This window comes from Paenibacillus sp. EKM206P, assembly GCF_011066155.1.
Taxonomy (GTDB): Bacteria; Bacillota; Bacilli; order Paenibacillales; family Paenibacillaceae; genus Paenibacillus; species Paenibacillus polymyxa_D.
This window is the reverse complement of the sequence record NZ_JAAMNQ010000007.1, coordinates 179,308-205,967: the sequence shown is the minus strand read 5'-3', so window position 1 is coordinate 205,967 and position 26,660 is coordinate 179,308. Positions and strand designations below refer to the sequence as shown.

Genomic DNA, 26,660 nt, shown 5'->3' with positions numbered 1-26,660 from the left:
AAACGTTCCTGTATACGTTTTCAAGAGTATGCGATTTTCAGCATTCCGCATATAATCACCAAATGATAGCGTTTACAAAATTGGGTGTGCAGCCTACTTTTCAACCTTTCACCTTAGCTAATGATTACTACACAACCTAATGATCATTCGCTTTTTTCCAGGCTTAGGGAACACCTCAAGATTTGATTATATACGGAATTCTTTCCTCTTGATAAGGTTGCCATGTAAACGATTACGAGGAGGTCAACCACATTGACACAGCCATTACGAAAACAAAAATTACGAAAAAAAGAATCGCTGGGCAGCCGTATCTTCAACATTGTAAACAGTACACTATTGATTCTCATTGCCCTCACTTGTCTCTTACCTTTTTTGAATATCATCGCCAGCTCTTTTGCCTCAACCGAAGAAGTGATAGCCAAGAAGTTCATTTTATTCCCAGTTACTTTTTCCTTGGATGCCTACCGCTATATTCTGTCGACTCCCACCATTTTTAGAGGTCTCGGGGTTTCGGTCGGCGTAACGATCGTCGGTACAGTTGTAAGTATGATATTTACTGCTTTTATGGCTTATGGATTATCCCGAAGATATCTACTCGGCCGCAATACGATTAACTTCATTGTCGTGTTTTCTATGTTGTTTAGTGGGGGGATGATTCCAACATTCCTGGTTGTAAAAAGCATGGGGCTTATCAATTCGTATTGGTCCTTGATTCTTCCTGTCGCCATTAATGCGTTTAACCTGATTATCATGCGTAACTTCTTTCAGGCGCTGCCAGATGATCTGGAGGAATCAGCCAAGATGGACGGGTGCAACGATTTTGGTATCTTCTTTAAAATTATGTTGCCATTAGCCCTGCCTTCTATTGCAACCATCTCTCTATTCTACGCTGTTGCCTACTGGAATACGTATATGCACGCCATTCTCTATATCAATGATTCTGCCAAATGGCCGATTCAAGTCTTGCTACGTCAAATTGTAATCGTTTCCAGTGGTATGCAGGCAGAAGGGACTGCTGTAGATGTCATTCCGCCTGCGCAGACGATTAAGATGGCGGTCATTGTCATTGCGACCGTTCCGATGTTAATCGTGTATCCATTTGTGCAAAAGCACTTTGTCAAAGGAGCTTTGTTAGGAGCGGTTAAAGGTTAATTGGCTTGCTTCATCTTTCGGTAAGCTCCCGGTGTAACCTGTTCCTTTTTCCGAAAAGAGCGGATAAAGTTTTGCGAATTATGATATTGCAGTCGCTCGGCGATTTCTTTAATCGTCATATCTGTCTCAACGAGCCACTTCTTACCCATTTGCAGCCGGTAGCCCATCAGATATTCACTAAACGTCGTTCCGTATTCTTTTTTGAAAATACTGCTTAAATAATTCGGATTGTAATGAAGTCGGTCTCCAATGAGTTCTAATGATAATTCCTGGTCATATTCAGCACGGATAATAGCAGCAATTTTCTCCGAGAGACAGCGGAATTGCTGGTTGGTCTTCTCCTTCATGCTTTTTACCATGGGGAAAATAACTTGCTCTATCAGCATACGTTCTATCTCTTCCGGATTACGGATGTCCAGCAAACGATGATACAAGGCATGATTGTCTTGCGTCAGCAGCACTTCAATCCCTAATAGTTGCTCTAATTGGATGAGGTTATTCACAAACCGTACCAACAGCACCTCAAAGTTCATGGAATGATTGTTTTTTACCATCATTTCCTCCAATAATGAGTGCACGGTATGATATACCTGCTCTTCGTCCCCTATTCGGATGGCATTAAATAGTTTTGATTCCAATTCCGTAGGATAATGGAGCAGCACCGGACCTGAAATGACCATGGAAATATCTTCATAAAAAATAATCGACTCTTTGCCTAAATTTAAACGGTGATGCAAAGCTTGCTTGCTCATCTCACAGGCTTCTTTACTTTCTAATAAGTTATCATACGCCGTACTAATGCCGATGCTGATGGAAACATTTAAATACTCTTTTACGTTTCGAACCAAAAGGGTCGCATCATCCAAGACTTGCTTTCTCATTTCCTGTTCGCTCAACCCTGTCAAAATTAATATGGTGGCCTGAGTGTTATCGTTCAAAATGATGGGAAGCATTCGCTGCTGCTCTGGAATCGTTTCTTCTACGATTTTGTTAATAGCCAGCAGCAAAACATCTTTATCCGAGGGCTCTCGATCTCCCAGATTATCCAGTTGGACTAACAAGGTAATATACATTTGATTCTCGATCTGCGGATAACCCAAGCGTGGCATTTTTCGTGCCAATTCCTCTGCAGAAATACGTTTGCGGAACAGGTTGAGAATCAATTGGGTTTCCAACTGTGGCATTTCGGACTGAATGAGACTTTCCAAGCTTTCCTTCTCGGTTACAATGTTATCGATGGAATTAATAATCCATTCAATTTCATTTTTAGAAGGTTCATTTTTGAAAGCGAAATTAGGATTTTTAGGCAAGCTTCGTTTTATTTGCTGAAATGGCTTTGTAAAGTAAATGGCAATGAAGTACGCCACTACCACCATTAAGAGCGTTAATACAAGTCCCATCATGATGATCCCAAATTTGGTCGTTTGAAAGGCATCCGCAATTTCTTTTTTATCTAATACTGTTAAGTAAGTCCAATTGTTATAGGCAGATTTGGCGTAAATGACTTGTCGTGCAGGCTGCTGATCCGTTTTCTCCAAAGTTAGCATACCTGTGTTGCTCGGCTTCACTGTGGCTTCTGAAATATGCTGGAGCTGCTGGGTGGACAATAATTGTTCGGCAGGCTGGGTTTCATACATTAAATCGCCTTGATTATTCAAGATAAAAACAGCCATATGATCCTCGGTTTGAATCGTATGATTTAATGTTTGCAGCGAAATATCCGACAGAGCAATGGCTTGCTTCTTCTTAGAGAATACAGGCAAGGTATTAACAAAACGAATCCCTTTATCTGTTTTAACCCAGAATAGTCCCTGATTCTGATGGTCGATATAGGTATTAACCAGCTTCTCCCTTTCTGCTTTCGTCAAATAAGACAGGCTTCCATTGGAGATTCTCCAATTCTGATCCAGACTGATGAGTGAATATTCCGTTCCCTCTAATCCCATTGTAGCAATATAATTGAGCTGAGTATTCACATTCCGATACGCTATAAAATCTTTTTCTGTAATGGGATTTTTCACAACATCATTAAAGGAACTGGTCGTGCTATACGTATTAAAAGCATATTCAATCGTTTGAATTTTCTGCTCCAGGCTATTTCTGATCTGTGCCATATAGCTTTGCTTGGTATTGGAAACCCTCTCCACAACGGAGCTAATTGTTGTAAAATAGATGTAGCTTCCAAAACTGGCCACAAATCCTATTCCTAAAACCAGAATCGTAATAAAAATGGTGTAGAACATTCTTCCTTTTTTCATTGCGCTCCCCCTCTGGCTCTTTGCATCACATCAAAATTATAGCGCTTTCATAACAAGGTTTAAATCATTTTTTTCACGTGTGCATTATTTTTTACATCCGTATCATTCCAATTTAAGTCGATTTTGTTTGGTTGGCGGCAGTTAAAAAGAAATTTGGAGGAATTACTTATGTTACATGTTGTTAGTCCTAAAGAACCGATTGTAAAAGAAGAATTTCCGTCAGAAACTTCCTTTCTCTCCCTCTATCCCCTAGCAGTTGGTGAAGCTCGTCCTTTTATATTGGTATTACCTGGCGGTGGTTACGAGCATTTGGCCTCACATGAAGGAGAGCCTATAGCTCGGTGGTTGAACGATCTAGGTATTCATGCGGGTGTGCTGGAGTATCAAGTCGGTGATTTCGAGATTACTTCCTTGTTGGAGGATGTAGAACATGCTCTGCAATGGATTCGCCAAACACCGCAAGACTGGCTAGTCATTCCTGATCATGTGGGGCTCATCGGTTTTTCAGCAGGCGGTCACTTGGCCTCCATTGTCTCCACTATAGGGACGGTAAAGCCAGATCTTCTGTTGTTGGGATACCCTGTAATTTCATTTTATGAGCCTTATACACATATCGGAAGCCGTACGCATTTTTTAGGGGAACAGCCGACGCTGGAACAGCTTCAAGCCTTTTCATCCGATCGGCAAGTGACTTCAAAGACACCTCCAACTTTGATGTGGACTACAGCCAATGATGGGGCAGTACCGGTAGAAAATAGTCTGTTGTTCGCTTTTTCATTATCCAGGGAACGTATTCCGTTTGAACTGCATGTATTTGAGGAAGGACGACACGGCTTGGGACTGTCAGAAGACAACCACGAATGCCGTCAATGGCTCAATATGGCGGAAACTTGGCTTCAAAAACATGGATATGCTCGGGCGAGACAACAGATGACAACTCGACTGTTTATCGCCGGGGACTCCACTGCAGCTCAAAAAGGGGCTACCGAAAAACCGATGACAGGCTGGGGCGAACACTTGCAAAGCTACTTGGCACCGTCTGTTCATGTGGACAATCGTGCCGTCAATGGGCGAAGCACCAAATCTTTTATAACAGAAGGCCGATTAGCTAATATTGAAAAAGATATTCAAGCTGGAGACTATCTGTTTATTCAATTTGGACACAACGATGAGAAAAAAGAAGACCCCACTCGCTATACCGATCCTGATGGAGAGTATCGTCAAAACTTAATTCATTACATTCAGTCCGCTAGGGAGCGTGGTGGAATTCCAGTGCTATTGACCTCTGTAAGCCGCCGCCGATTCACCGCAGACGGTGAACCTGATCCGCTGGCTGTAGGAGCCTATCCCGCTGCCATGAGACAAGTAGCCTTGGAAACCCAAACACCGTTGCTCGATATTTTTGAAGCTTCTCAGCGGCTTTATCGTTCCATGGGTGAAAAAGAGTCCCAGCAGCTATTTATGCATTTGCCTGAAAAAGCGCACCCTAATTACCCCGCTGGTATAACGGATAATACCCATTTTTCTGACGAAGGAGCCAAACAGGTCGCCCAGCTTATAGCGGAAGCCATTCGTCAGTGTGCGGAACTGTCTGCATTAAAACAGCGTATGGTAGAAAGGAATCTAGACAGCGATGAGAGACTTGCACACCAACTTGTCAACTGATATCAAGTGCCAAATATACAAATACGAAAACGGACCTCGAGCGTATCACTCCGACGTCCGTTTTTTGTTCAGATTAGGTAAAGATGGTCCAGCTATAGAGAATAGTTCAAAAATGCAGTACAATAAAATGAATTTCTTTAATTGTTATATTTTAATTATTTTGTATCTTATAGGACTTTAGAATCGTTTTGTTGTATTATTTTGACAACATTTGTCGAATAAAACGAAGTCAATAATTTAACATGGTATATTTTAGGAGCTCATATCATACATCAGGAGGAATTTTTTATGAATACTAAGAAAATACTATTATCAACAGCTATGTCTTTGGGGCTAATTGGTAGTATCATCGTCCCTAGCGCTTCCGCGGCAGTAGGCCCTTCTCCGGTAATTACGCCAGTTGTACAAGTTAACGGAGTATATTACAGAACGGCTACATTGCCACGAAATTATTCCTATGCGCTGTCAAATTACCCAGGGGATACTTATAAAGTGGCGAGCGGAAATGTCACAGTCTCCTCTTCCGGCGTGGTAACCACCACCACTGCAACGAGCGCAAGAGTAGAAATTTACGGCGGTAACGGTAAATTGAGAATGGTGTATACCGTCAAGGTAAACTAAATATTTAGCTAGCAAAGTGCCTTGGCGCGCTTAGCCAATAATTAGCAAGAATACGATGCATTGTCGAAAAAATCCCCTGCCATTACAGCAGGGGATTTCAATTTATTTAGAGAATTCACTTACTTCAAATGTCAGAATCTTGTCAAAGATTACGTAATCTTTGCGACTGCTGAATGGGCCTTTGTTGTTATCGTGTTTATCAATTTTATAAAATGATTGACCACGACCGGCATCTTTTGCATCATACCACGCTATAAAGTTGTTAATTTCCTTCATACTTAGATCAAATTCCTTCTCGAAACCATTTGTCATAGTCACTACAAGAATTGCACGATCACCTGTTGGTTGTGCTGGCTCAGATGGTTCAGGATTAGGTTGAGATGGATTGTCTGTATCGGGATCTGTTTGCTTTTCTCCTTGTGGAGTAGCTGATGCTTCTTTAGAAAGTTCACTTTCACCATTATTACTTACTGCTGTAACTACGTAATAGTATGTTGTTCCATTGACCACAGAGGTATCAGAATATGATGGAGTTTTGACGTTGGAAGCAATTGTATCATATGGACCTGCAGAAGTAGTGCTGCGTTTAATAGTATATTCTATTTTATCGGAACTTGCTGTCCAGCTCAAATCTATCTTAGCGTCTCCTGCCTTTGCAAATAGATTTGAAGGAACACTGATTTTAGGATTTACTAAATATCCAGTGTCGTTGATATCTAAAGCATCAAATTCGAATAGATTATAAACGCTTGAGTTGCTTGCACTTACCACTACAGAGTGTAATTTATTTTCTAAATTCCTTTTTTCAAATAAAAGGGTAGTCACTTGTGCTTGACCATTAGCAGAGTAATTATAATCAACACCATCAATATTTACTTGAATAGATGTTTGTCTATCTCCCCCTCTATAACTAATTAATCTTAGATCCGTACCCCAGAATTGAAATTTAACAGAATGTAGCGTTGGGTTAAGTGTAAACTTTTCACTCCCTCCAGAATAACTCCCTGCAGTTGGGATTTGCCACCCATTACCTTCAAAAGTAAATCCAGGTGCAAGCTCTTCATATCGTTGCCATCCACTCTCTGGAGTAGGTAATGCTTGCCCAACTGATGTTGCTGCATACGTTCTTAAATTTAAAAATATGGTTAGTAAAAATAATGATGCGCTGAACAATATAAAAATTTTCTTAATGAGATTCTTTTTCATATATATTCCCCCAGTAATCTATCTTTTGAACAGATACTAAGTTAACATATTCCTCAAAACTTATCTAAACATAAACTTGCTGATCTATAAAAATAATCCACATATTTGAATATTTATTTTTTATTGGATACTAATGATGAATAAGCTCTCGCGGAGATGGGTAACAATTTTAATAACCTACATAAGCTAAAACGAAAGTTAAATAAGCTGTTTCAGGTTGCCTACCAGAAACAGCTTACCGCCTAGATCTTTTTAAACTTCCTTTATAAAATAAGGTTTTGGTTCCATTAAAGAAATGTTTTTCAATTATATAGAGTATTCATCTATTTGAAATGAAACAATCCGATAAAGAAAGCAACATGACCAAAATGTAACCATTTGATAAGTATTAAGCCACTATTCCCCATGACCTTTAAGTACAAAAAAATGAAAATAACAAAAAAACCCTTGCTTAGCAAGGGTTTTTGAGGAAATGGGCCCTGAGGGACTCGAACCCCCGACCAATCGGTTATGAGCCGACCGCTCTAACCAACTGAGCTAAGGGCCCTCAAAAAAACATGTATATTCACGTCACATATTCATAACAGCAACGTTAATTAATATACAACATTTTCTTGTGTTTCGTCAATAGTCTTTCGAAAATTTTCTTTTTAAAAATTATTTTTGTGGACTTACGGAATAAATCGGACACCATAACGACCTTTGCGCGAGCGGTACACCTCCACTGCGCGGGGATCATTGTAGCCATACATCCAGCCGTCGTGCTCCAACCTTTTTGCCAGACATCCTGCCTGAAATTTAGTCGTGTACAGTCTGCCATAGTAAATCCAATACATCCGAGCTCCCTCTTTTCACATGATGGTAGGAGTTAGTGTAACCGGATCGAATTCGATTTACACGGCCTGGGCCATAACAATCTACAATGGTTAGCAAAGAGTACGAATCGCTCTAATCATTAGACCTATTGGCCTCTATAGCTCATCTTATTTACCAAAGGAAGCGGGGTCCTGGCGCCAGGAACGCAGCAGTTCCATCTCTTCTTCCTGAATGGTTCCTTCACGCAAGGCAACGTTCATCAGGGCTGTATAATTGGACAAGCTTTGCAGCTCCACACCCGCTTCTTCAAAGGCTTGAGTCGCTTTGTCTAGCTGGTAGCTGAAAATGGCCAGTACCGCTAATGGCTGAGCGCCTGCTTGTGCTACGGCCTGTGCTGCTTTAATGGAGCTGCCTCCTGTAGAAATAAGATCCTCGATAACCATAACCTTCTGACCTGCACTAATACGGCCTTCGATTTGGTTTTCTTTCCCATGTCCTTTGGCTTTGTCCCTTACATAGGCCATTGGCAGATTTAGCTTTTGCGCCACCCAGGCTGCATGAGGAATCCCTGCTGTAGCTGTCCCTGCAATGACTTCAGTTTCGGGGTATTGCTCACGAATAAGAGCAGCAAATGAGTCTGCGATCAGCTCGCGCACCTCCGGGTAGGACATGGTCAGGCGATTGTCACAGTAAATTGGCGATTTAATGCCGGATGTCCATGTAAAAGGCTGTTGTGGGCGCAATGCCACCGCCTGAATACGTAACAGATGGGATGCAATTTGCTCAGGTATACTATTGAATGTGGTCATACTTGTATCATCTCCTCAATAATGTGTTCCGCTGCGGCGCGTGGGTCTGCTGCTGCGGTGATAGGACGTCCAACGACAATGTAGCTGCTGCCTTGTGCAATGGCTTGGCCAGGTGTAAGCACACGCGACTGATCGCCTGTAGCACTACCTGCCGGGCGTATGCCAGGAGTTATCGTCTTAAAGTCTGATCCACATACAGCACGAATGGCAGGCACTTCCAAAGGTGAAGCTACCACACCATCCAGTCCCGCCTCACGGGTCAGTTGTGCGTAACGAACCACTGCATCCTGTACCGTACCAGGAATACCTAATTCCTTATTCATGGTCGTCTGATCCGTGCTGGTCAGCTGTGTGACTGCAATAATGAGCGGCATGGAAAGCGAGCTGTCTGCGGAAATAGCTGCTTCTGCACCAGCTTTAGCGGCTGACATCATATTAACGCCCCCAGCAGCATGTACGTTGAACATATCTACACCTAAGCGGGTAATGCTCTCTGCCCCTCCCCGCACCGTGTTAGGGATATCATGCATTTTCAAATCCAGAAATACGGAGTATCCTCTGGACTTTAGTTGTTCTACAAAAGCTGGCCCTGCACTATAAAACAGTTGCATACCTACTTTTATATAACAAGGAATCCCTTCTAGCTGCCGAATTAACTGCTCAGCCTGTTGTGCATTGGGATAATCTAACGCAACCATCAGCCGTCCTGCCATCTGCTGAAATGCTCCATTCACCGTTCTCCATCCCCTTTTTACGTCAATTCGGGTGCATTTGCCCGTGATAAAGGACATCCGTCAGCCGAAGCTGATGAATGTCCTTCCCTGTGCTACTTATTTCCTCACATCTATTCGTAACGCATTATTTGCTCAGGACCGGCATGGATTCGGATGTGAAATTGATCGTTTCCAGCATTCTTAGCAAAGCGCGTACTGTATCCAGTGAGGTCATGCAGACAATGCCATTCTCAACTGCTTCGCGGCGGATACGGAATCCATCACGCTCTGGCGTTTTGCCTTTGGTCAACGTATTGAAGACAAAGTTGGCTTCACCCGTGCGAATCATATCCAGGATGTTCGGATTACCTTCGCTCAGTTTGTTGATCGTGTTCACTGGAATATTGGCCTGCTTCATAGCAGCCGCCGTTCCACCTGTTGCAATAATTTTATAGCCCAGTCTGTAAAAGCCCTGCATCAACTCGACAGCTTCTTCTTTATCCTTATCTGCCACTGTAATGATGATCGCCCCAGTGGATGGAATTTTCATACCAGCTCCCACAAGTCCTTTGTACAGTGCTTTGGCATACTGAATATCGCGTCCCATAACTTCACCTGTCGATTTCATTTCCGGGCCCAGCGTCGGCTCTACACGGCGCAGTTTGGCAAAGGAGAATACCGGAACCTTAACCGAGACATAATTACTTTCAGGCCATAGACCTTCTGAATAACCTGCATCTTTAAGCTTACCGCCCAAAATAGCCTGTGTCGCCAGATTTGCCATCGGAATATTTGTTACTTTACTCAAGAAAGGAACCGTCCGCGAGGAGCGAGGGTTAACCTCAATTACGTACACCTCGTCTTGATGAATAACAAACTGGATATTTACCAGACCGATCGTTTTCAATTCCTTAGCGATGCTGATTGTAATTTCCACAATTTTTTGTTTCAACTCGACAGATAAGTGCTGTGGTGGATACACCGCGATAGAGTCACCTGAGTGAACCCCGGCCCGTTCCACATGCTCCATAATGCCTGGTACCAATACTGTCTCGCCGTCGCAGATGGCATCGACCTCTACTTCTTTACCCAGCATATAACGGTCGATGAGCACCGGATGCTCTGGATTGATTTTAACCGCTTCTTCCATGTACCGCAGCAATTCCGTATCTGAGTACACGATTTCCATAGCGCGTCCGCCCAGAACGTAGGATGGACGTACCAGAACTGGATAGCCCAGCGCCTGTGCGGTTCCTACTGCTTCATCAACTGATGTGACCGTGTTGCCTTTAGGCTGTGCGATAGCCAGACGAGACAAAAGTTGCTCAAACTTCTTCCGGTCTTCCGCTTCATCGATACTTTCCAGACTCGTACCCAAAATATTCACGCCTGCCGCACTCAGTGGAGCTGCGAGATTAATGGCCGTTTGACCCCCGAACTGGACGATAACCCCAATCGGTTTTTCCTGCTCGATAACATTCATTACATCTTCGAAGAAGAGCGGTTCAAAGTAGAGGCGGTCGGATGTGTTAAAGTCCGTAGATACCGTCTCCGGGTTGTTATTGATAATCACTGCTTCGTAGCCCGCTTTTTGAATAGCCCATACCGCATGTACGGTGGAGTAATCAAATTCAATCCCTTGCCCGATCCGAATCGGTCCGGAACCGAGTACGATAACTTTCTCTTTGCTAGATGGAATCACTTCATTTTCCACCTCGTAAGAGGAGTAGTAGTACGGAGTTGTGGCTTCAAACTCGGCTGCGCACGTATCTACCATTTTGTAGACCGGACGCAGGTTTTGAGCTAGACGGAATTCACGTACCTCACGCTCGGTTGTCATACTGTCGTTTTGGCCCATACTGCGAATCTCGGCGATCGAGCGGTCGGTAAAACCTTTACGTTTGGCCTGATAGAGTGTTTCGTAGGTCAGCTCAGCTTCTCCAGCGATGATGGCTTCGAACTTGATGATTCCCTCTACCTTATCGAGGAACCACCAGTCAATTTTCGTCAAATCTTGAATCTCCTGCTGCTGCCAGCCGCGACGGAACGCCTCGGCTACCAAGAACAAACGCTCATCATCTGCTTTAATCAAGCGATCCTTGAGCACGTCATCAGACAGCTGATCGGCTCCCTTAAGATGCAGACGGTGTACACCGATTTCCAAAGACCGTACCGCTTTCTGGATGGACTCTTCGAATGTGCGTCCGATGGCCATGACTTCACCCGTTGCTTTCATTTGCGTGCCCAGCTTGCGGTTGGCAGAAATGAATTTGTCAAATGGCCAGCGTGGTATTTTGCTCACGATGTAATCCAGTGTTGGCTCAAAGCAAGCATACGTCTGTCCCGTTACCGGATTCACAATTTCATCCAACGTGTAACCCAGTGCAATTTTGGCAGCCATTTTAGCAATCGGATATCCGGTTGCCTTGGAAGCGAGCGCCGAGGAGCGGCTTACGCGCGGGTTTACTTCAATGACATAGTATTGATAGCTGTGCGGATCAAGCGCAAACTGTACATTACAACCGCCTTCGATATTGAGGGCGCGGATAATTTTCAGAGAAGCAGAGCGCAGCATCTGGTATTCGCGATCTGACAGCGTCTGACTCGGAGCTACGACGATACTGTCGCCAGTATGCACGCCGACTGGATCAAAGTTCTCCATATTACAGACAACGATGCAGTTATCATTGCCATCACGCATGACCTCATACTCGACTTCCTTCATGCCTGCAATACTTTTTTCCACCAAACATTGTCCGATTGGACTGTATCTCAAGCCAGAGCTGACGGTTTCACGCAGTTCTTCTTCTGTGGAGCAGATACCACCGCCTGTTCCCCCTAGCGTATAAGCCGGGCGAACGATAATTGGATAACCGATTTCGTTAGCAAATTCTAAAGATTCTTCCAAGGTTGTTACAATGACACTCTCTGGTACAGGTTGTTCCAACTCGCGCATCAAATCACGGAACAGATCACGATCTTCGGCTTTTTCTATCGAATTCAGTTGAGTTCCCAGCAACTTGACGTTTTCACGCTCCAGCACTCCGGCGCGAGCCAGTTCCACTGCCATATTCAGACCTGTCTGTCCTCCCAGCGTAGGAAGCAGACCATCTGGACGCTCTTGACGGATAATCTGTGTTACAAAATCAAGTGTAATCGGCTCGATGTATACTTTGTCTGCCATGTTGGTGTCTGTCATGATGGTTGCCGGATTACTGTTGATCAGTACTACCTCGACGCCTTCTTCTTTGAGCGCTTGACAAGCTTGTGTACCAGCATAATCAAATTCTGCTGCCTGACCAATGACGATAGGACCGGAACCGATCACGAGTATTTTTTTAAGTTCTGTATTTTTCGGCATATTAGCGCTCTCCTCTCACTGCGGCGGCGATAGCAGCCTGACGCGGTTGCTTTGGATAATTTCTTTTGTGCTCACGGATCATGTCCAGAAAGCGGTCAAACAGGTAACCATTATCGTAAGGTCCTGGTGCAGCCTCTGGATGATATTGCACCGAAAACGCGGGATACTTGGTATGTTTAAGACCTTCAATCGTTTTATCGTTGTTATTAATATGCGTCACTTCAAGCTCAGTACCTTGGATCGAATCCTCATTCACCGTGTAGCCGTGATTTTGTGATGTGATAAAGCAGCGTCCGCTCTCCAGTTCTTTCACCGGATGGTTACCACCGCGATGTCCGAATTTCAGCTTTTCCGTATCCGCTCCCGAAGCTAAAGCGAACAACTGGTGTCCCAAGCAAATTCCGAAAATCGGATATTCCCCTAACAGTTCTGCTACCGTACTAACGGCATGGGGTACGTCTTTTGGATCTCCAGGGCCGTTAGACAGCTGAATACCGTCCGGGTCCAAGCGACGAATTTCCTCAGCCGTCGTATCATGTGGAACGACAACTACATCGCAGTCCCGTTTATTCAGTTCGCGCAAAATGCCGCTTTTTGCACCGTAGTCAATCAATACGATCCGCTCTCCGTTGCCAGGACTGCTGTACGGATGAGGTGTAGAAGTCATAGGAACCTGATTGCGCAGTTCTTCAATGGTCAAGTCAGACATCATTTCTTTCAGTTCTTCCAGCGGCTGGGAACCAGTCGTCAAAATGCCCTTCATCGTGCCGTGATGGCGAATAATCCGGGTAAGCATGCGGGTGTCGATGTCGCTAATGCCAATGATGCCATATTCCTTCAGCAAATCGCCCACGCTGTATTGAGCACGCCAGTTACTTGGCGCTGGCTCGTAATGTCTAACAGCAAAGCCATGGACATAAGGCCGTACCGATTCAAAGTCATCACGAGTAATTCCATAGTTGCCAATCAGCGGGTAAGTCATCGTTACGATTTGTCCGCAGTAAGAGGGATCAGTAAGCACCTCTTGATAGCCTGTAATCCCTGTGTTGAAAACGACCTCGCCTGTTTTATCACCTTCCGCACCAAATGATGTGCCTGTAAACAGCGTGCCGTCCTGAAGTAACAATCTTGCCTGCATCCCGTCTCACTCCTCTATATTGTTTCCTGCTATAAGGTTCTATTTTTTTAGTGGTTTCTATTTATTTTGCTTCGTCAGCAGACCATACCAGTTTGCCATCTACCCAAGTTTTCACAGGCCAGCCTTTGAGCTTCCAGCCTGTAAAAGGAGTGTTGCGTCCTTTGCTGGCAAACGTTTGCGGATCAACTGCCTGCTCCTGCTCCAGATCAATCATGGTCAGGTCAGCTGGAGCCCCTTCTTCCAGGCGTCCCGTATCAAGGCGGAAGACACGCGCTGGATCAGCAGTCATACGACGCACCAGAAAGTCCAGCGTCCACTGTCCGGTAGCTACGAATTTCGTGTACAACAGCGGGAAGGCCGTCTCAAATCCAACGATCCCGAATGGCGCCAGCTCCATCCCCCTTGCCTTCTCTTCCTCACTGTGCGCTGCATGGTCGGTTACGACGATGTCAATCGTACCGTCTTCCAGTCCCTCGATGCATGCCTGCACATCACGCGGGGAGCGTAGCGGAGGATTCATTTTCCAGTTCGCATCCAGCCCAGGGATATCCTCATCTGACAATACCAAGTGGTGCGGGCATACCTCAGCCGTTACCTTGATGCCAAAAGATTTCGCATGGCGGATTAACCGCACTGACTGCTCCGTGCTGACATGGCATACATGATAGTGTGCCCCGGTTGCCTCGGATAGTAAAATGTCCCGTCCGACGTGAATCGCTTCAGATTCGTTCGGAATGCCTTTAAGCCCGTGGCGCTTGGCAAATTCGCCGTCCGTCACTGCCGCTCCTTCAACAAGTGTGTTATCCTCACAGTGTGCAATAACCGGCATATCCAGTGCTTTGGCCCGCGCCATGGCGTCCTTCATCATTTGCGCGCTTTGCACCCCGACACCATCGTCAGTAAAGCCGATGGCACCTGCTGCTTTGAGCGCTTCAAAATCTGTCAGCTCACGACCCAGTTCGTTTTTCGTGATGGCTGCGTAAGGAAGAACCTTGGCAAGCCCCGCTTCCTGTCCCTTTTTCAATACCAGCTGAACTGTGTCCACATTGTCCGTCACTGGACGTGTATTTGGCATGCAGGCAATCGTCGTAAATCCGCCTTTCACCGCCGCGCGGCTACCCGTTTCAATCGTTTCTTTATATTCAAAGCCGGGTTCTCTCAGATGCACATGCATGTCGATTAAACCGGGGATGACCAGCTTCCCCTGGGCGTCAACTTTCTCGACTTCGCGCTCCTGCCCAGATGCGCCTTCTTCCATAAGTAGGCTGATTCCAGCATCCGCACTTGCGATAGCCAAAATCTTTCCGTCGGCGATTAGGATGGATTTCAATTCAGCCTCACCCTGCTCGTTCAATACGCTTGCATTCATAATTAATTGTTTCATCTGAAATATTCCTCCGCTCAGTTTTTTGCAACTTTTCCCTACGATCCTACTGACAGCTTCTACAGCTTCATTGCCCGTTCCATAACCGCCATGCGGATCGGAACCCCGTTTGCCATTTGAGGAAAAATTCGCGATTGTTCGCTTTCCACAACTGCACTATCAATTTCCACATTCCGATTCACTGGAGCTGGATGCATGATAATCGTTCCGGGCTTCAGGTTCGCTGCTCTTTTCTCTGTCAAACCGTACTGCTCTCGGTATTCATCCGCTGAGCGCAACATCCCTTCGGCATGCCGTTCCAGCTGTACCCGAAGCATCATGACCACGTCCGCTTGTAGTGCCTCTTGCATCGGAACATAAGGCGCGTAGGCCGCAAGATCAGGTGCTTGCATATTATCAGGAGCGCAGAAGCTTACCTTGGCTCCGAATTTTTGCAAGGCCCACAGATTCGAGCGAGCGACACGGCTGTGCAGAATATCTCCTATGATGGACACTCTCAAGTCTTTAAGCTCACCGAAAGTTTTGCGCATGGTGTACAGGTCCAGCAGAGCCTGCGTTGGATGCTCATTGTTGCCGTCCCCCGCATTAACCAGTGGGACACTGACCTTCTCAGCGAGCTCTTGCAGCACTCCGGCTGGCTTTAACCGGATGACTCCTGCATCAATGCCCATGGATTCGAGCGTACGTACTGTATCGTAAATGGACTCCCCTTTTTCCACACTGGAAGCCGCAGCGGAAAAGTTCAAAACCTGAGCGCCCAGCCGCTTCTCTGCCATTTCAAAAGAAAAGCGGGTACGAGTGCTGTTTTCAAAAAACATGTTGGCCGCAAAGCGTGATTGCAGTACTGGAACCAGTTTTTCTGGTTGAGATTCCCAATAATGAGCGCGATCCAGAATGGACTCGATTTCATTTCGGCTGAGTTCCTTTAACCCGAGTAGGCTACGTTCTTTAAGTTGACTGGCTGTGGTGATCATAGCTGTTCCCCCCGGTTCTGAATGATTGTCACTTCGTCCTTACCGTCCGTCTCTTGAAGGGCTACTACGATTTCCTCAGATTTGGAGGTCGGGATGTTCTTGCCGATGTAATCGGGACGAATCGGAAGCTCACGGTGTCCGCGATCCGCTAATACTGCCAGCTGAATCATTTGCGGTCGTCCGCAGTGCATCAATGCATCCATCGCCGCGCGGATAGTGCGGCCTGTGTACAGCACATCGTCAAAGAGAATGACTTTCTTATCATGAACCGATACGTCAGCAGGATTCATCAAAAGCTCTTTTCCATTTCCTTTAGCTTCGGCTACGCTGTTCCGGTCATCCCGGTAGGCTGTAACATCTAGCTCTCCCCATGGAATTGGTGCGCCTTCAATCTCAGCAATTTTTTCAGCCAGGCGTTGCGCCAGATGAACTCCGCGTGTTCGAATACCTACTAGCACACAATCGTCAATACCTTTGTTTTTCTCCAAAATTTCATGTGCAATCCGTGTCAATGCCCGACGAATCGCAATTTCATCCATCAGTACATGTGTTTCATTACTCATGCTTCCAGCCTCCTCAGGTGATGTTCCCTTCAGACCTGGTCCCGTGTTCGGATACAAAAAAGACTCCTTGCCCAAGTTTGGCAAGGAGTCTCGTGTGAACAGTCTTCTACTGTTCTCCGATCTCTCGGACACACTGAAGACATACCGCCGCAGCGGATGCACTGATCAGTGATCCATTCACGTTACCTTGCCAGCCTCACGGGACTGATTTAAAGGTGCTATTCAGGATTTCCTTTGTCCTGCTTCTCATAGTGTGAGATGGTTAGCCATCTCTTGGACAAAGTTCATCGCAACTACAAGAAGTATGACAGATTGAAAATCGTGTGTCAACACCCGTTCAACCGGAACCACCGGAAGCACTTTAATAATTATACAAGGTTATTGTATAATTATCCATAGTTGTTTTTACCCATACCTTGTCTCACAATAAAAAAACCGCCATTTAGGCGGTTTAACTTAATAATTTATTCAGGTTTGTGAATAGGAATGCAAATCACCATTGTTTTAGCGACTACGCAAGGATGCTAACACATCCTCCATATCAGGAGGAATCGGTCTGCTGAATTCCATGTATTCTCCAGTGGATGGGTGCTTAAAGCCCAGTACCGCCGCATGCAGCGCCTGACCATCCATACGAACCCCTTTGCTGCGCCCATACATAGGGTCACCAACCAATGGGTGTCCAATAAATTTCATGTGAACACGAATTTGATGTGTTCGTCCTGTTTCCAATTGAAGTTCAAGGAGGGTATAATCCCCCAATCGTTCAATGACGAGAAAATGGGTGACGGCATGCTTGCTGTTACGTTCCGTCACTGTAAACAATTTGCGATCACCCGAATCGCGGCCAATCGGAGCATCTACCGTTCCCTGATCGTGGCTCAAATGACCGTGAACTAAGGCTATATATTTCCGAGTCACACTATGATCCTTAAGCTGTGCTGCAAGTGATGCGTGAGCCTGATCATTTTTAGCCGCCATTAGCAGTCCTGATGTATCCTTATCAATACGGTGAACAATACCAGGACGTAATTCCCCGTTAATGCCCGAAAGATCGTGACAATGGTACATCAGTGCGTTAACTAATGTTCCCGAAGAGTGTCCCGGTGCAGGATGCACGACCAGACCACGTTGCTTGTTAATAACAATAACGTCCGAGTCCTCGTAAACGACATCCAACGGAATATTCTCTGGAACAATATCTACAGTTTCTGCTTCCGGTACTGATAATACAATCCGGTCTCCTTCAGCCAGCTTGTAGTTCGCCTTAATTGTCGTACCGTTCACCAGCACACGACCATTTCCGATCCACAGCTGTATCTGAGAACGAGACACTTCCTTCATTTCTTCGGCGATATATTTGTCAATACGCGTTTTGGCATCCCCGGAAGCCGCTGTCCATTCCAGAGATTCACCCTCCAGTTCGTCCTCATAAGACAGACCTGCGGCTTCGCCATTTTCATTCACTTCGCTCATGCTATGACTTCCCTTCGATGCTATCATTGCCATTTCCCTTTTCCCGACGCGATTCCAGCAATGTATCCAAAATAATCAATGCTACACCGATGACAATTGCCGAATCTGCCACATTAAAAATGGGGAACGTATAGCTTCCAAAATTAAATTGTGCAAAATCAACCACTTCCCCTGAAATAGCCCGATCCAGAAAGTTACCGACTGCTCCCCCCAGCACTAAACTTAGCGCAACAGGAAGTAGCTTTTGTCCAGCCTTAACTGTTTTTCGCAGATACCAGACGATACCAATCACCACTACAATTGTAATCACGATAAAAAGCCAACGTTGACCTTCCAAAATCCCAAAAGCAGCTCCACGATTACGATGGGAGGTGATTAAAAAGAAATTGCCGATGACTGGTATTTGTTCGTACAATTCCATTCGTGTAGCCACCAAATATTTGACTCCCTGATCAATCAAAAAAATTATTAGCGCAATACCAAAATAAATCACAGTCCTTCGTCACTCCGATCCGCTTATATCCGTTGTTGAACCCATTTATTGTAGCATAAGCGTTCTCAGATCGTCCACGAAACCCGCAAGCTATCAAGCACAGACCATCCATAAAATGAACTCCTTCGCATTTGATTAGAATTTCCTATGTAAAAGAGGTCTTCCCGGTGCAAACTACAAGGAGCATACTCGACACAACGCATGCGCATGAAACCTAGAACAAGGAGAGGATTCCATGTCCCCATTGACGGAGCAACAATTGCAGGGTCTGCGTAACGAACTGCTGGAACGCAAAAAGGAAATTGAGCATCGCTTGCAAAACAACGACCATTACGGACTCGGTGATTCACAGCGCGATCAAACCGGTGAGCTTTCTCCCATTGATAACCATCCAGGCGATCTGGCTACCGAAACCTACGAGCGAGCCAAAGATATTTCCTTATTGGAGCATGATGAGTTTCAATTGGAACGTATCAAATCAGCCTTGATGGCAATGGACAAGGGGACCTACGGCATTTGCGCCGCCAGCGGTAAACCTATTCCCTATGAACGGCTACTGGCTGTTCCCTATACCATTTACTGCAAAGAGTACAGTCCCGAAACAGAAGTGTCTAACCGCCGCCCAGTGGAGGAAGAATTTCTCGCTCCCTCGTTCGGCAGAACGAGTCTGGATGAGCGTGATGATCAAAACGGCTTTGACGGTGAAGATGCCTGGCAGATCGTCGAAAATTGGGGTACCTCTAACACCCCAGCCATGGCCGAAAGCGGAGAAATCCACAGTTATGATGATATGGAAATTGAAGCAGGCGATGATAATATGGGCTTCGTAGAACCATACGAAAGCTTTGTTGCTACTGACATTTATGGACAAAATGTATCCGTTATTCGCAGTTCCATTTATCAGCGTTATATCGAAGATGGCGAGGGCGAAGGTCTACTGGAGCCGGATACGCACGAAGACGAATCGTGAACTTCAAGGTGGAAATCGCTTCCTAATAGGTAGTAAGCTCCAATTGTCGTTGTACGATCCGTACAATATCAGCGATATAATCACCGATAATCGGCAAATTCAACGCTCCGAGCACTTGCAGCACATAAATAATGGTAGCGGCAAAAAAAGTAAAACCTAGCGCAATGCCGATTCCCCGGGAAACGCCTGATATTAGATTTAGCCAGAGCAATCGCCAAGGCTTATTCAACAGCAAAGCGTAATCTGCAATACGTGTCCGTTCCATCTGCTCTGACACAGCACGTATCAGCTTTTCAACACGACTTAATCGCTCTGTCTGATTACCTATTTTGCTTTTATCTGTGGCTATGGCAGCTCCTTCTCCGTTCATCCCTCGGAGACTCCTCTTCTGTCTACGCCTTGATCGTGCCGTCATGTGCACAATCCCCCTTTTCCCATGGCTGCCCTGAACGCAGCAAACGAGCCGAAGCACGTAACGGAGAAAACCCGTTTCCGATGCTTAGGCTCGTTTTTATATGCTGCCTGTTATTGTATTATGGGACAGGGGGCTTGTAATTATTCCCCAATATGAACGCCGATGGTTTTACCGTTCACTTCCACATGTTCTGCCGGTTCGGCTTGACCAAATGTCACAGTCGTAACCAATACGTTCTCACGCAACACAGTGTCGAAGCTTGCGATGGCCTGGCGCAGCTCGTTATCTACATCCAACGTCAATGCCACATACTTTTCAATCGGCAGATCCAGTTTTTTACGGTAATCCTGTACCGCACGAACCACTTCACGTACCCAGCCCTCTTGCTCCAGCTCCGGTGTAATGTCCGTGTTCAACGCTACCGTTAAGCCATAACCGGAAGCAGAAGCGAAGCCTTCTTTCGCTTTTTTCTCTACCAGCAATTCTTCAGCTGTAACTTGCAGCTCTTCACCTTCTGGAGAAGCGACATTTAACATTCCCTGTTCTACAACAGTACGGGTATCCTCAGCAGACATTCCTTTGAAAAAGTTTTGTAGGAAACCGACATTTTTGCCGTATTTCTTGCCTGCTACTTTCAAATTCAGTTTCAGTGTAAAATCTACAAAGCCGCTATCGTCCGTCTCAACATGAATATGCTTCACGTTAATCTCATCTTTGATGATCTCCTCATAGCCACTCAGTTCAAAATCTTGATCCATGGATAGAATCAACTCGGACAACGGTTGACGCGTTTTCAAACCCGTTTCGTTGCGGACGTTACGCGCCAATTCAACGACACGACGTGCCGTTTCCATATCTCGTTCCAATTCCAGATCGATCAAGGATTCATTGGCAGTCGGATAATCATCCAGATGAACACTTTCCCCGTTGCTCAGGTTGAGGTAAATATCCTCTGCAAGCAGTGGTGTAAACGGCGCAAGCAGTTTGGCAGTCGTTAACAGCACTTCAGTCAGTGTACGGTATGCATCCAGCTTATCTTCTGTAAGACCATTGCCCCAGAATCGGTCGCGTGAACGACGGATATACCAGTTGCTCAGCTCATCCACAAACGACTCAATTGCTTTGGATGAGTTCAGGAAGTCATTTACAGCCAGCGCTTTGTCCACTACCAAAATCAGGCTGTTCAGACGGGACAAAATCCAGCGATCCAACTTATGAGCCGATGGTTTGAACGGGTGCTGTGCCGGATCAAATCCGTCGATATCCGCATATAAGGTCAGAAAAGCATGTGTATTCACAAGCGTATCTACCAGCTTCGATTTAGCCTCACCTACGATTCCTTTGGAAAAACGTTTGCTATTCCATGGTGCACTATCGGACAACAATGCCCAGCGGAAAGCATCTGTACCATACTCGTCAATCACTTCCCACGGATCAATAACATTACCCTTTGATTTGGACATTTTCTGCCCTTGCTCATCCAGTACATGGCCTGTCGCCATGACAGCTTTATAAGGAGCTTTGCCAGTCAGCATAGTCGAAACCGCAAGCAAGCTATAGAACCAGCCACGAGTCTGGTCAATCCCTTCACAGATCATATCTGCCGGAAATTGTTGCTCGAACGTTTCATTATTTTCAAAAGGATAATGATGCTGTGCAAACGGCATGGAGCCGCTATCAAACCATACGTCGATCACTTCCGGTGTACGAGTCATTTCGTATTTACCGCATTGGCTACGAACCTTAATATCATCTACATATGGTTTGTGCAGCTCGATGTCCGCTGGTACGTCGCCAATCGCACGTTCCCTCAATTCAGCAATACTATGCGGAGCAAACTGTTCTCCAGTTTCCTCACAAACCCAGATGTTTAGCGGTGTACCCCAATAGCGATCACGACTGATGTTCCAATCCACCAGTTCCTCCAAAAACTTGCCAAAACGTCCTTCACGTACATGACCCGGATACCATTCGACTTCGCTGTTGTTGGCAATCAGTTGATCCTTGATCGCAGTTGTTTTGATAAACCAACTGTCCATAGCATAGTACAATAATGGAGTATCGCAACGCCAGCAGAACGGATAGCTATGCTCGTATTTTTCCTTGCTGTACAGCAGGCCTTTTTCGGACAGCATTTTTACAATATCTACATCACAGTCTTTCACAAAACGACCTGCAAAATCAGTGATTTCCTCTACATAGTTACCTTGAAGATCCACCACGTTGATGAACTCAACACCATTTTCACGACATACCCGGTAATCATCTTCACCATGCGCTGGAGCCATATGAACGATACCTGTACCGCTGGAATCTGTTACGAACTTCGCACCCAGAATCTGATTACCCTTCTCAACCTGAAAATACGTAAATGGCGGGGTATAGGTTTGGCCAACCAGTTCTGAACCAGATAGCGTGCCAATCACTTCATGCTCGCCTTTAATTACGTCTTCAACCAGATTTTTAGCAACGATGTATACACCGTCTTCCTGCTTCACACGTGCATATTCCAGTTCAGGGTTGACGGCGAGCGCCACGTGACTCGGCAAGGTCCAAGGTGTTGTCGTCCAAGCCAGTACATATTCACCACTACTATGCAACTTGAACTTGGCCGTGGCACTCAGATCCTTTACATCTTTGTAGCCCTGCGCTACTTCATGAGAACTTAGCGTTGTCTGACAATCCGGACAATACGGACTCACACGATGACCACGATACAGCAGATCTTTTTCATGAATGGTCGCCAAAATGTTCCATACGCTCTCGATATAGTTATTATCCAATGTAATGTACGGGTTATCGAGGTCTGTCCAGTATCCGATCGCTTCGGTTAGATCACGCCATTGTTGCTCGTACTCAAACACGCTCGCCTTACATTTTTTTATAAACTTTTCAACGCCGTATTCTTCAATTTCAGGTTTATGGGAGATCCCCAGTTGCTTCTGTACACCTAATTCTACCGGCAAGCCATGCGTGTCCCAGCCTGCCTTACGTACGACGCGGTATCCCTTCATTGTCTGATAGCGGCCCACAAAATCCTTAATTACACGGCCCAGCACGTGACCGATATGCGGTTTACCGTTAGCTGTTGGTGGGCCCTCATAGAACACAAAATTTGGCTTTCCTTCACGATTTGTAATGGATTTACGGAATGTGTCCTCCTGCTTCCATTTGCTCAGGATGCGCAGGTCACGGGACCGTGCTTTTTCTTTAACATCCACTCTGTTCATACTGTCATACTCCCTCTCTGCTCATCATTCATTTCCCTAGCATTTCCTAAAAAAAGCAACAAAAAAAGCCCCATCCCTGTAAAGGGACGAGACTGTGCTCGCGTTACCACCCTGATTCCGTAAAAATAGACCATTCTAAAAATACAGTCTCATCACGGCTCTCTGAGCCCCACTCAACTACAGCAGGGCGCCATTATAACGCATGGCAAACGGTGATTGCTTACACACGCCATACATCTTAAGCGCTTCAGCTCACTTCTCCGGGAGGATCTTCGGTCATGTTCTGAACGTTGGCTTGCACCGGAAGGCCAACTCTCTGAGGGACAAATCATGACGTACTCGTTCCCATCAACGAATTAAACATGTTAAATTCATCGAATATTACAGCAACATCGTTACCTTGAATAACAACCATCAGCCGACGGACGGATAATCATTGAATTCAGTATAGTATTTACAGTTATAGCCTGTTTAAAGTGAAAAGTCAACCCTAACAACGTCTAATAAAAGCTTGTCAGAAATGAAATTAGTAAATTTCTTTCATCTCACGCTCGCGTTCCAGTACTTCGCGTTCCCGGTTTTCAAGAGCTTCCCAGCCGTCTTGGCTTAACAAGTCAAGCTGTGCTTCCACCAGTGTACGAAACCGTGCTCGGTAAATCGATGCCTGCTTCTTCAGCTCTTCAACCTCCAACGCGATCTTGCGGGATTTGGACAATGCTTCGTTCACAATACGGTCCGCATTTTTTTCCGCTTCCTTCACGATCAATTGAGATTCTTTCTTGGCGTTGTTACGAACTTCATCTGCGGCTTCCTGCGCTACGATAATCGTCTTACTCAGCGTATCCTCAATGGTCGCGAAATGATCGAGCTTCTCCTGTACGTTCAACAACTCGGTGCTCAGTTCTTTATTTTCACGAATAACGCCCTCGTAATCTTTGATCACCTGATCCAAAAATTCATTAACCTGATCCTCATCATAACCGCGAAGCCGGCGGGCAAATTCCTTGTTATGTATATCCAATGGCGTTAATGGCATGCCGTCCACCTCCTATAAGATTGACAAAAAATACATTTTCCGCGTCACGACGCTCACTATCATCTATCGGTCATCATACCCCGTTTTGTGAATACTGTACAGAGCAAAATCGTTCCAGTTCTTCGCTATAGCTTAATTCTTTCGACAGAAAGCTCGTGATTCCTGCCTACAGCTATACAAACTTACCAATTTTGACACGGAATCTTCCCTTTTTTGTCATCCCGCCTGTTTCAAGCACTTTGAAACGCCCAAAACCCTGCATGGAAATAACGTCTCCAGCTTTAAGTGGAGTGGATGGATTCTCCTCCACCTTCCAATTTACCCTGCACCGTCCCGCCCGAATCGGTGTTAATATTTTACTGCGGCTTAGCTTGTACACATCGCTAGCAATACCGTCCAGACGCAAAGAAGCGACCGTCAGGTCTAGCGTCTCTAATGCAACTTCCTTCGTTCGCAGACTAGCTACAGGCAATAGTTCTGTCCATACATGAACACGGTGTACCTGCTGCAAATGCATCATCATAAAATTACCGATCTCTGAAGCTACCAATACATGACACCCATCATCCAGTACATGAATATCTCCAATTTTCCCACGTTTGATTCCAAGTCCCAGTAGGGCACCTAGATAATCACCGTGCTCAAGGGTACCTATTTTAAGATCGTCAGATGTGATGGAAAGGACCTGAATCCCCATCTCCTCACCGTCCAAATACGAATAATCGGGCGCAATCAGCGCCCGCTTTCGTTCCGAAGCCATGTATCCGCCATCTACCCTAATCGTGACCTTGTCTTCCTTCGAAGCAAGTGTCTCCAATATGTACTGTTGGCGCGGGTCCAAAAAATCAGTCAGCTTCTGCTCATGATAAGCCCCCGCATGACTGATCCATTCGGAAGCACGATCCACATAATCCCGTTCATCCGGGTGAAAATGCTCATAAATCTCAGTTCGCATAACTCCTCCTAGACGAGCTTACCAATTAAAGAAATCAAACCGTACGACGCAAAACGCAGAGCAATCAGCGCAACGATAGGTGAAATATCAATCATCCCGAAGATTGGCGGTATAAACCTGCGAAAAGGAGACAAATACGGCTCCACAAACTTGGCTAGTAAATCACCAATCACACTCTCTCTGGCATTAGGAAGCCATGACAGTAGAACATATGCAATGATCATGTACGAATAAATCTGAAATAGCCAGTAAATTACCTCGATCAAGAAAAGTTCACCTCATTCTGTTAAGTTCTTGTTCAGTGTCAGCCAGTATTTCCGTAATAGAGCCTTGAATCTCAACCGTATCTGGTGTACACAGAAAAATATTATTCCCGACCTTGGAAATACCACCACCCAATGCATACACAGTACCACTCAAAAAATCAATAATGCGTAGCGCCTGATCCTTGCGAATTCGTTGCAAATTGACAACGACGGTGCGATGGGAACGGATATGGTCGGCAATTTCCTGTGCTTCATCATAAGAACGCGGCTCATACAGGACAACTTTCACATTTTTCTGTGAATGGATGCTGACAACATTAGTGCCCTTCTGGTTCTTACGTTTATCAAAGCTTGGGGTTTCAATTTCTTGATCTTCCGGCGTATTCATAACCTCTCGCTCTATAACTTCCTCTTCTTCCTGAAGCCCCAGAAAGTTCATGAACTTATTCATTACGCCCAATGGAAATCCTCCTCTCGTCCGACCAGTACGGAACCAAGCCGTAACCAGGTCGCTCCTTCTTCAACCGCCACTTCAAAATCATTGGACATCCCCATAGACAAGTGAACGATGGGTTCTCTGGTCAAGGCTTGTCCATTTAACCTATCCCGTAATTCACGCAATCCCCGAAATACAGGCCGAGTTTTTTCCGGGTCTTCCTCATGAGGAGCCATTGTCATCAAGCCAATCACGTCCACATGTTCCAGCTCGCGAATTTGTTCCAAAAAGGGGACAACCGCCTCAGAGGACAAGCCATATTTGGACATTTCCCCAGAAATATTGACTTGCACAAAAGCTTTAACTCGCAGTCCCAGAGCAGCTGCCTTCTTATCCAATTCCTGAGCGAGTGATAAGCGGTCAAGCGAATGTATAAATTTAAATTTTCCAATTACATCTTTAACCTTATTCGTTTGGAGATGACCAATAAAATGCCACGTTCCCCGGTCACCCAGCTTACTCCATTTATCCGCAGCATCCTGCCAGCGATTTTCGCCCACATGCTCTAAGTCGCTATCCAATACCGATGTCATTGTCGCCGCCGAAACATATTTCGTGACAGCGATCACATTTACTTCATCACGCGAACGTCCGCTTCGGGCACATGCCGCTTCTACACGGGCATTCACCTCTTTAATTCGTTCCTCCAAAGACACGGGAGGA

General features: G+C 45.6%; 23 protein-coding genes, 1 tRNA gene and 1 other annotated feature. Of the genes, 4 read left to right on the top strand and 20 right to left on the bottom strand.

What is annotated here, in order from left to right; translation table 11 throughout:
• The first annotated feature begins 252 nt into the window (after positions 1-252).
• A complete protein-coding gene (locus G9G53_RS16580; protein WP_013311057.1) occupies positions 253-1,152 on the top strand; it encodes a carbohydrate ABC transporter permease in 900 nt (299 codons plus the stop codon).
• Here the strand turns inward: G9G53_RS16580 and G9G53_RS16575 are convergent.
• Positions 1,149-3,410, bottom strand: a complete 2,262-nt coding sequence (locus G9G53_RS16575; RefSeq protein WP_165149128.1) for a helix-turn-helix domain-containing protein — start codon at positions 3,408-3,410, stop codon at positions 1,149-1,151. The genes G9G53_RS16580 and G9G53_RS16575 overlap by 4 nt on opposite strands.
• 168 nt (positions 3,411-3,578) lie before the next feature.
• On the opposite strand from G9G53_RS16575, the gene G9G53_RS16570 reads away from it, so the two are divergent.
• Positions 3,579-5,075 (top strand): GDSL-type esterase/lipase family protein, encoded by a 1,497-nt coding sequence (locus G9G53_RS16570; protein ID WP_165149125.1) that lies wholly within the window; start codon positions 3,579-3,581, stop codon positions 5,073-5,075.
• Between the two features lie 288 nt (positions 5,076-5,363).
• Positions 5,364-5,696, top strand: coding sequence for a hypothetical protein (locus G9G53_RS16565; RefSeq protein ID WP_165149122.1), 333 nt, complete (start codon positions 5,364-5,366; stop codon positions 5,694-5,696).
• 102 nt (positions 5,697-5,798) lie between these two features.
• Here the strand turns inward: G9G53_RS16565 and G9G53_RS16560 are convergent, their stop codons facing one another.
• The 12 genes from G9G53_RS16560 to lspA form a co-directional block, all read right to left on the bottom strand.
• Entirely contained in the window at positions 5,799-6,902 is a 1,104-nt protein-coding gene (locus G9G53_RS16560; protein WP_165149119.1) for a fibronectin type III domain-containing protein, read from the bottom strand.
• 473 nt (positions 6,903-7,375) lie between these two features.
• Positions 7,376-7,449 (bottom strand) — tRNA-Ile (locus G9G53_RS16555).
• 124 nt (positions 7,450-7,573) lie between these two features.
• Entirely contained in the window at positions 7,574-7,738 is a 165-nt protein-coding gene (locus tag G9G53_RS16550) for a hypothetical protein (protein ID WP_014282411.1), read from the bottom strand.
• Between the two features lie 147 nt (positions 7,739-7,885).
• A complete protein-coding gene (pyrE, locus tag G9G53_RS16545) occupies positions 7,886-8,527 on the bottom strand; it encodes an orotate phosphoribosyltransferase (RefSeq protein WP_013311063.1) in 642 nt (213 codons plus the stop codon).
• Entirely contained in the window at positions 8,524-9,318 is a 795-nt protein-coding gene (gene pyrF, locus G9G53_RS16540) for an orotidine-5'-phosphate decarboxylase (protein ID WP_080658631.1), read from the bottom strand. The genes pyrE and pyrF overlap by 4 nt, the downstream gene beginning before the upstream one ends.
• A 67-nt stretch (positions 9,319-9,385) precedes the next feature.
• Positions 9,386-12,601, bottom strand: a complete 3,216-nt coding sequence (carB, locus tag G9G53_RS16535; RefSeq protein ID WP_029517733.1) for a carbamoyl-phosphate synthase large subunit — start codon at positions 12,599-12,601, stop codon at positions 9,386-9,388.
• A 1-nt stretch (position 12,602) separates the two neighbouring features.
• Positions 12,603-13,739 carry a glutamine-hydrolyzing carbamoyl-phosphate synthase small subunit gene (gene carA, locus G9G53_RS16530; RefSeq protein WP_029517734.1) on the bottom strand — a complete coding sequence of 379 codons (1,137 nt, stop codon included), beginning with the start codon at positions 13,737-13,739 and terminating at the stop codon, positions 12,603-12,605.
• A 61-nt stretch (positions 13,740-13,800) separates the two neighbouring features.
• Positions 13,801-15,123 (bottom strand): dihydroorotase, encoded by a 1,323-nt coding sequence (locus tag G9G53_RS16525; protein WP_165149116.1) that lies wholly within the window; start codon positions 15,121-15,123, stop codon positions 13,801-13,803.
• A 59-nt stretch (positions 15,124-15,182) separates the two neighbouring features.
• The gene (locus tag G9G53_RS16520) at positions 15,183-16,097 is read right to left on the bottom strand and encodes an aspartate carbamoyltransferase catalytic subunit (protein WP_165149113.1); all 915 of its coding nucleotides are present in this window, start codon (positions 16,095-16,097) and stop codon (positions 15,183-15,185) included.
• Positions 16,094-16,660: a bifunctional pyr operon transcriptional regulator/uracil phosphoribosyltransferase PyrR gene (gene pyrR / locus G9G53_RS16515; protein ID WP_029517736.1), complete on the bottom strand. Its 567-nt coding sequence runs from the start codon at positions 16,658-16,660 to the stop codon at positions 16,094-16,096. The genes G9G53_RS16520 and pyrR overlap by 4 nt, the downstream gene beginning before the upstream one ends.
• A 504-nt stretch (positions 16,661-17,164) precedes the next feature.
• Complete coding sequence (locus G9G53_RS16510) at positions 17,165-18,136, bottom strand: RluA family pseudouridine synthase (protein WP_165149110.1); 972 nt, start codon at positions 18,134-18,136, stop codon at positions 17,165-17,167.
• 1 nt (position 18,137) lies between these two features.
• Complete coding sequence (lspA, locus tag G9G53_RS16505) at positions 18,138-18,629, bottom strand: signal peptidase II (RefSeq protein ID WP_023989430.1); 492 nt, start codon at positions 18,627-18,629, stop codon at positions 18,138-18,140.
• A gap of 235 nt (positions 18,630-18,864) precedes the next feature.
• Here lspA and G9G53_RS16500 point away from each other — a divergent pair, with 235 nt between their 5' ends.
• Entirely contained in the window at positions 18,865-19,599 is a 735-nt protein-coding gene (locus G9G53_RS16500) for a TraR/DksA C4-type zinc finger protein (RefSeq protein WP_069010288.1), read from the top strand.
• A 22-nt stretch (positions 19,600-19,621) separates the two neighbouring features.
• Here the strand turns inward: G9G53_RS16500 and G9G53_RS16495 are convergent, their stop codons facing one another.
• From G9G53_RS16495 to G9G53_RS16465, 7 genes are all read right to left on the bottom strand, one after another.
• Positions 19,622-19,969 (bottom strand): DUF5665 domain-containing protein, encoded by a 348-nt coding sequence (locus G9G53_RS16495; protein ID WP_029517740.1) that lies wholly within the window; start codon positions 19,967-19,969, stop codon positions 19,622-19,624.
• A 185-nt stretch (positions 19,970-20,154) separates the two neighbouring features.
• Positions 20,155-23,244: an isoleucine--tRNA ligase gene (ileS, locus tag G9G53_RS16490; RefSeq protein ID WP_165149107.1), complete on the bottom strand. Its 3,090-nt coding sequence runs from the start codon at positions 23,242-23,244 to the stop codon at positions 20,155-20,157.
• A gap of 79 nt (positions 23,245-23,323) precedes the next feature.
• Positions 23,324-23,605 (bottom strand) — a binding site (T-box leader).
• Between the two features lie 165 nt (positions 23,606-23,770).
• Entirely contained in the window at positions 23,771-24,280 is a 510-nt protein-coding gene (locus tag G9G53_RS16485) for a DivIVA domain-containing protein (RefSeq protein WP_023989434.1), read from the bottom strand.
• A gap of 172 nt (positions 24,281-24,452) precedes the next feature.
• Positions 24,453-25,235, bottom strand: coding sequence for a YlmH family RNA-binding protein (locus tag G9G53_RS16480; protein ID WP_165149104.1), 783 nt, complete (start codon positions 25,233-25,235; stop codon positions 24,453-24,455).
• An 8-nt stretch (positions 25,236-25,243) separates the two neighbouring features.
• A complete protein-coding gene (locus tag G9G53_RS16475) occupies positions 25,244-25,501 on the bottom strand; it encodes a YggT family protein (RefSeq protein ID WP_029517743.1) in 258 nt (85 codons plus the stop codon).
• Between the two features lie 7 nt (positions 25,502-25,508).
• Complete coding sequence (locus G9G53_RS16470; RefSeq protein ID WP_013311078.1) at positions 25,509-25,961, bottom strand: cell division protein SepF; 453 nt, start codon at positions 25,959-25,961, stop codon at positions 25,509-25,511.
• The gene (locus G9G53_RS16465) at positions 25,952-26,653 is read right to left on the bottom strand and encodes a YggS family pyridoxal phosphate-dependent enzyme (RefSeq protein WP_029517744.1); all 702 of its coding nucleotides are present in this window, start codon (positions 26,651-26,653) and stop codon (positions 25,952-25,954) included. The genes G9G53_RS16470 and G9G53_RS16465 overlap by 10 nt, the downstream gene beginning before the upstream one ends.
• Between the last annotated feature and the right edge of the window lie 7 nt (positions 26,654-26,660).

Bases quoted from the DNA above. Each gene is read 5' to 3' on its own strand.
- G9G53_RS16575 (WP_165149128.1), bottom strand. From the start codon at position 3,410: ATGAAAAAAGGAAGAATGTTCTACACCATTTTTATTACGATTCTGGTT.
- G9G53_RS16570 (WP_165149125.1), top strand. From the start codon at position 3,579: ATGTTACATGTTGTTAGTCCTAAAGAACCGATTGTAAAAGAAGAATTT.
- G9G53_RS16565 (WP_165149122.1), top strand. From the start codon at position 5,364: ATGAATACTAAGAAAATACTATTATCAACAGCTATGTCTTTGGGGCTA.
- G9G53_RS16560 (WP_165149119.1), bottom strand. From the start codon at position 6,902: ATGAAAAAGAATCTCATTAAGAAAATTTTTATATTGTTCAGCGCATCA.
- G9G53_RS16550 (WP_014282411.1), bottom strand. From the start codon at position 7,738: ATGTATTGGATTTACTATGGCAGACTGTACACGACTAAATTTCAGGCA.
- pyrE (WP_013311063.1), bottom strand. From the start codon at position 8,527: ATGACCACATTCAATAGTATACCTGAGCAAATTGCATCCCATCTGTTA.
- pyrF (WP_080658631.1), bottom strand. From the start codon at position 9,318: ATGTCCTTTATCACGGGCAAATGCACCCGAATTGACGTAAAAAGGGGA.
- carB (WP_029517733.1), bottom strand. From the start codon at position 12,601: ATGCCGAAAAATACAGAACTTAAAAAAATACTCGTGATCGGTTCCGGT.
- carA (WP_029517734.1), bottom strand. From the start codon at position 13,739: ATGCAGGCAAGATTGTTACTTCAGGACGGCACGCTGTTTACAGGCACA.
- G9G53_RS16525 (WP_165149116.1), bottom strand. From the start codon at position 15,123: ATGAAACAATTAATTATGAATGCAAGCGTATTGAACGAGCAGGGTGAG.
- G9G53_RS16520 (WP_165149113.1), bottom strand. From the start codon at position 16,097: ATGATCACCACAGCCAGTCAACTTAAAGAACGTAGCCTACTCGGGTTA.
- pyrR (WP_029517736.1), bottom strand. From the start codon at position 16,660: ATGAGTAATGAAACACATGTACTGATGGATGAAATTGCGATTCGTCGG.
- G9G53_RS16510 (WP_165149110.1), bottom strand. From the start codon at position 18,136: ATGAGCGAAGTGAATGAAAATGGCGAAGCCGCAGGTCTGTCTTATGAG.
- G9G53_RS16500 (WP_069010288.1), top strand. From the start codon at position 18,865: ATGTCCCCATTGACGGAGCAACAATTGCAGGGTCTGCGTAACGAACTG.
- G9G53_RS16495 (WP_029517740.1), bottom strand. From the start codon at position 19,969: ATGAACGGAGAAGGAGCTGCCATAGCCACAGATAAAAGCAAAATAGGT.
- ileS (WP_165149107.1), bottom strand. From the start codon at position 23,244: ATGAACAGAGTGGATGTTAAAGAAAAAGCACGGTCCCGTGACCTGCGC.
- G9G53_RS16485 (WP_023989434.1), bottom strand. From the start codon at position 24,280: ATGCCATTAACGCCATTGGATATACATAACAAGGAATTTGCCCGCCGG.
- G9G53_RS16480 (WP_165149104.1), bottom strand. From the start codon at position 25,235: ATGCGAACTGAGATTTATGAGCATTTTCACCCGGATGAACGGGATTAT.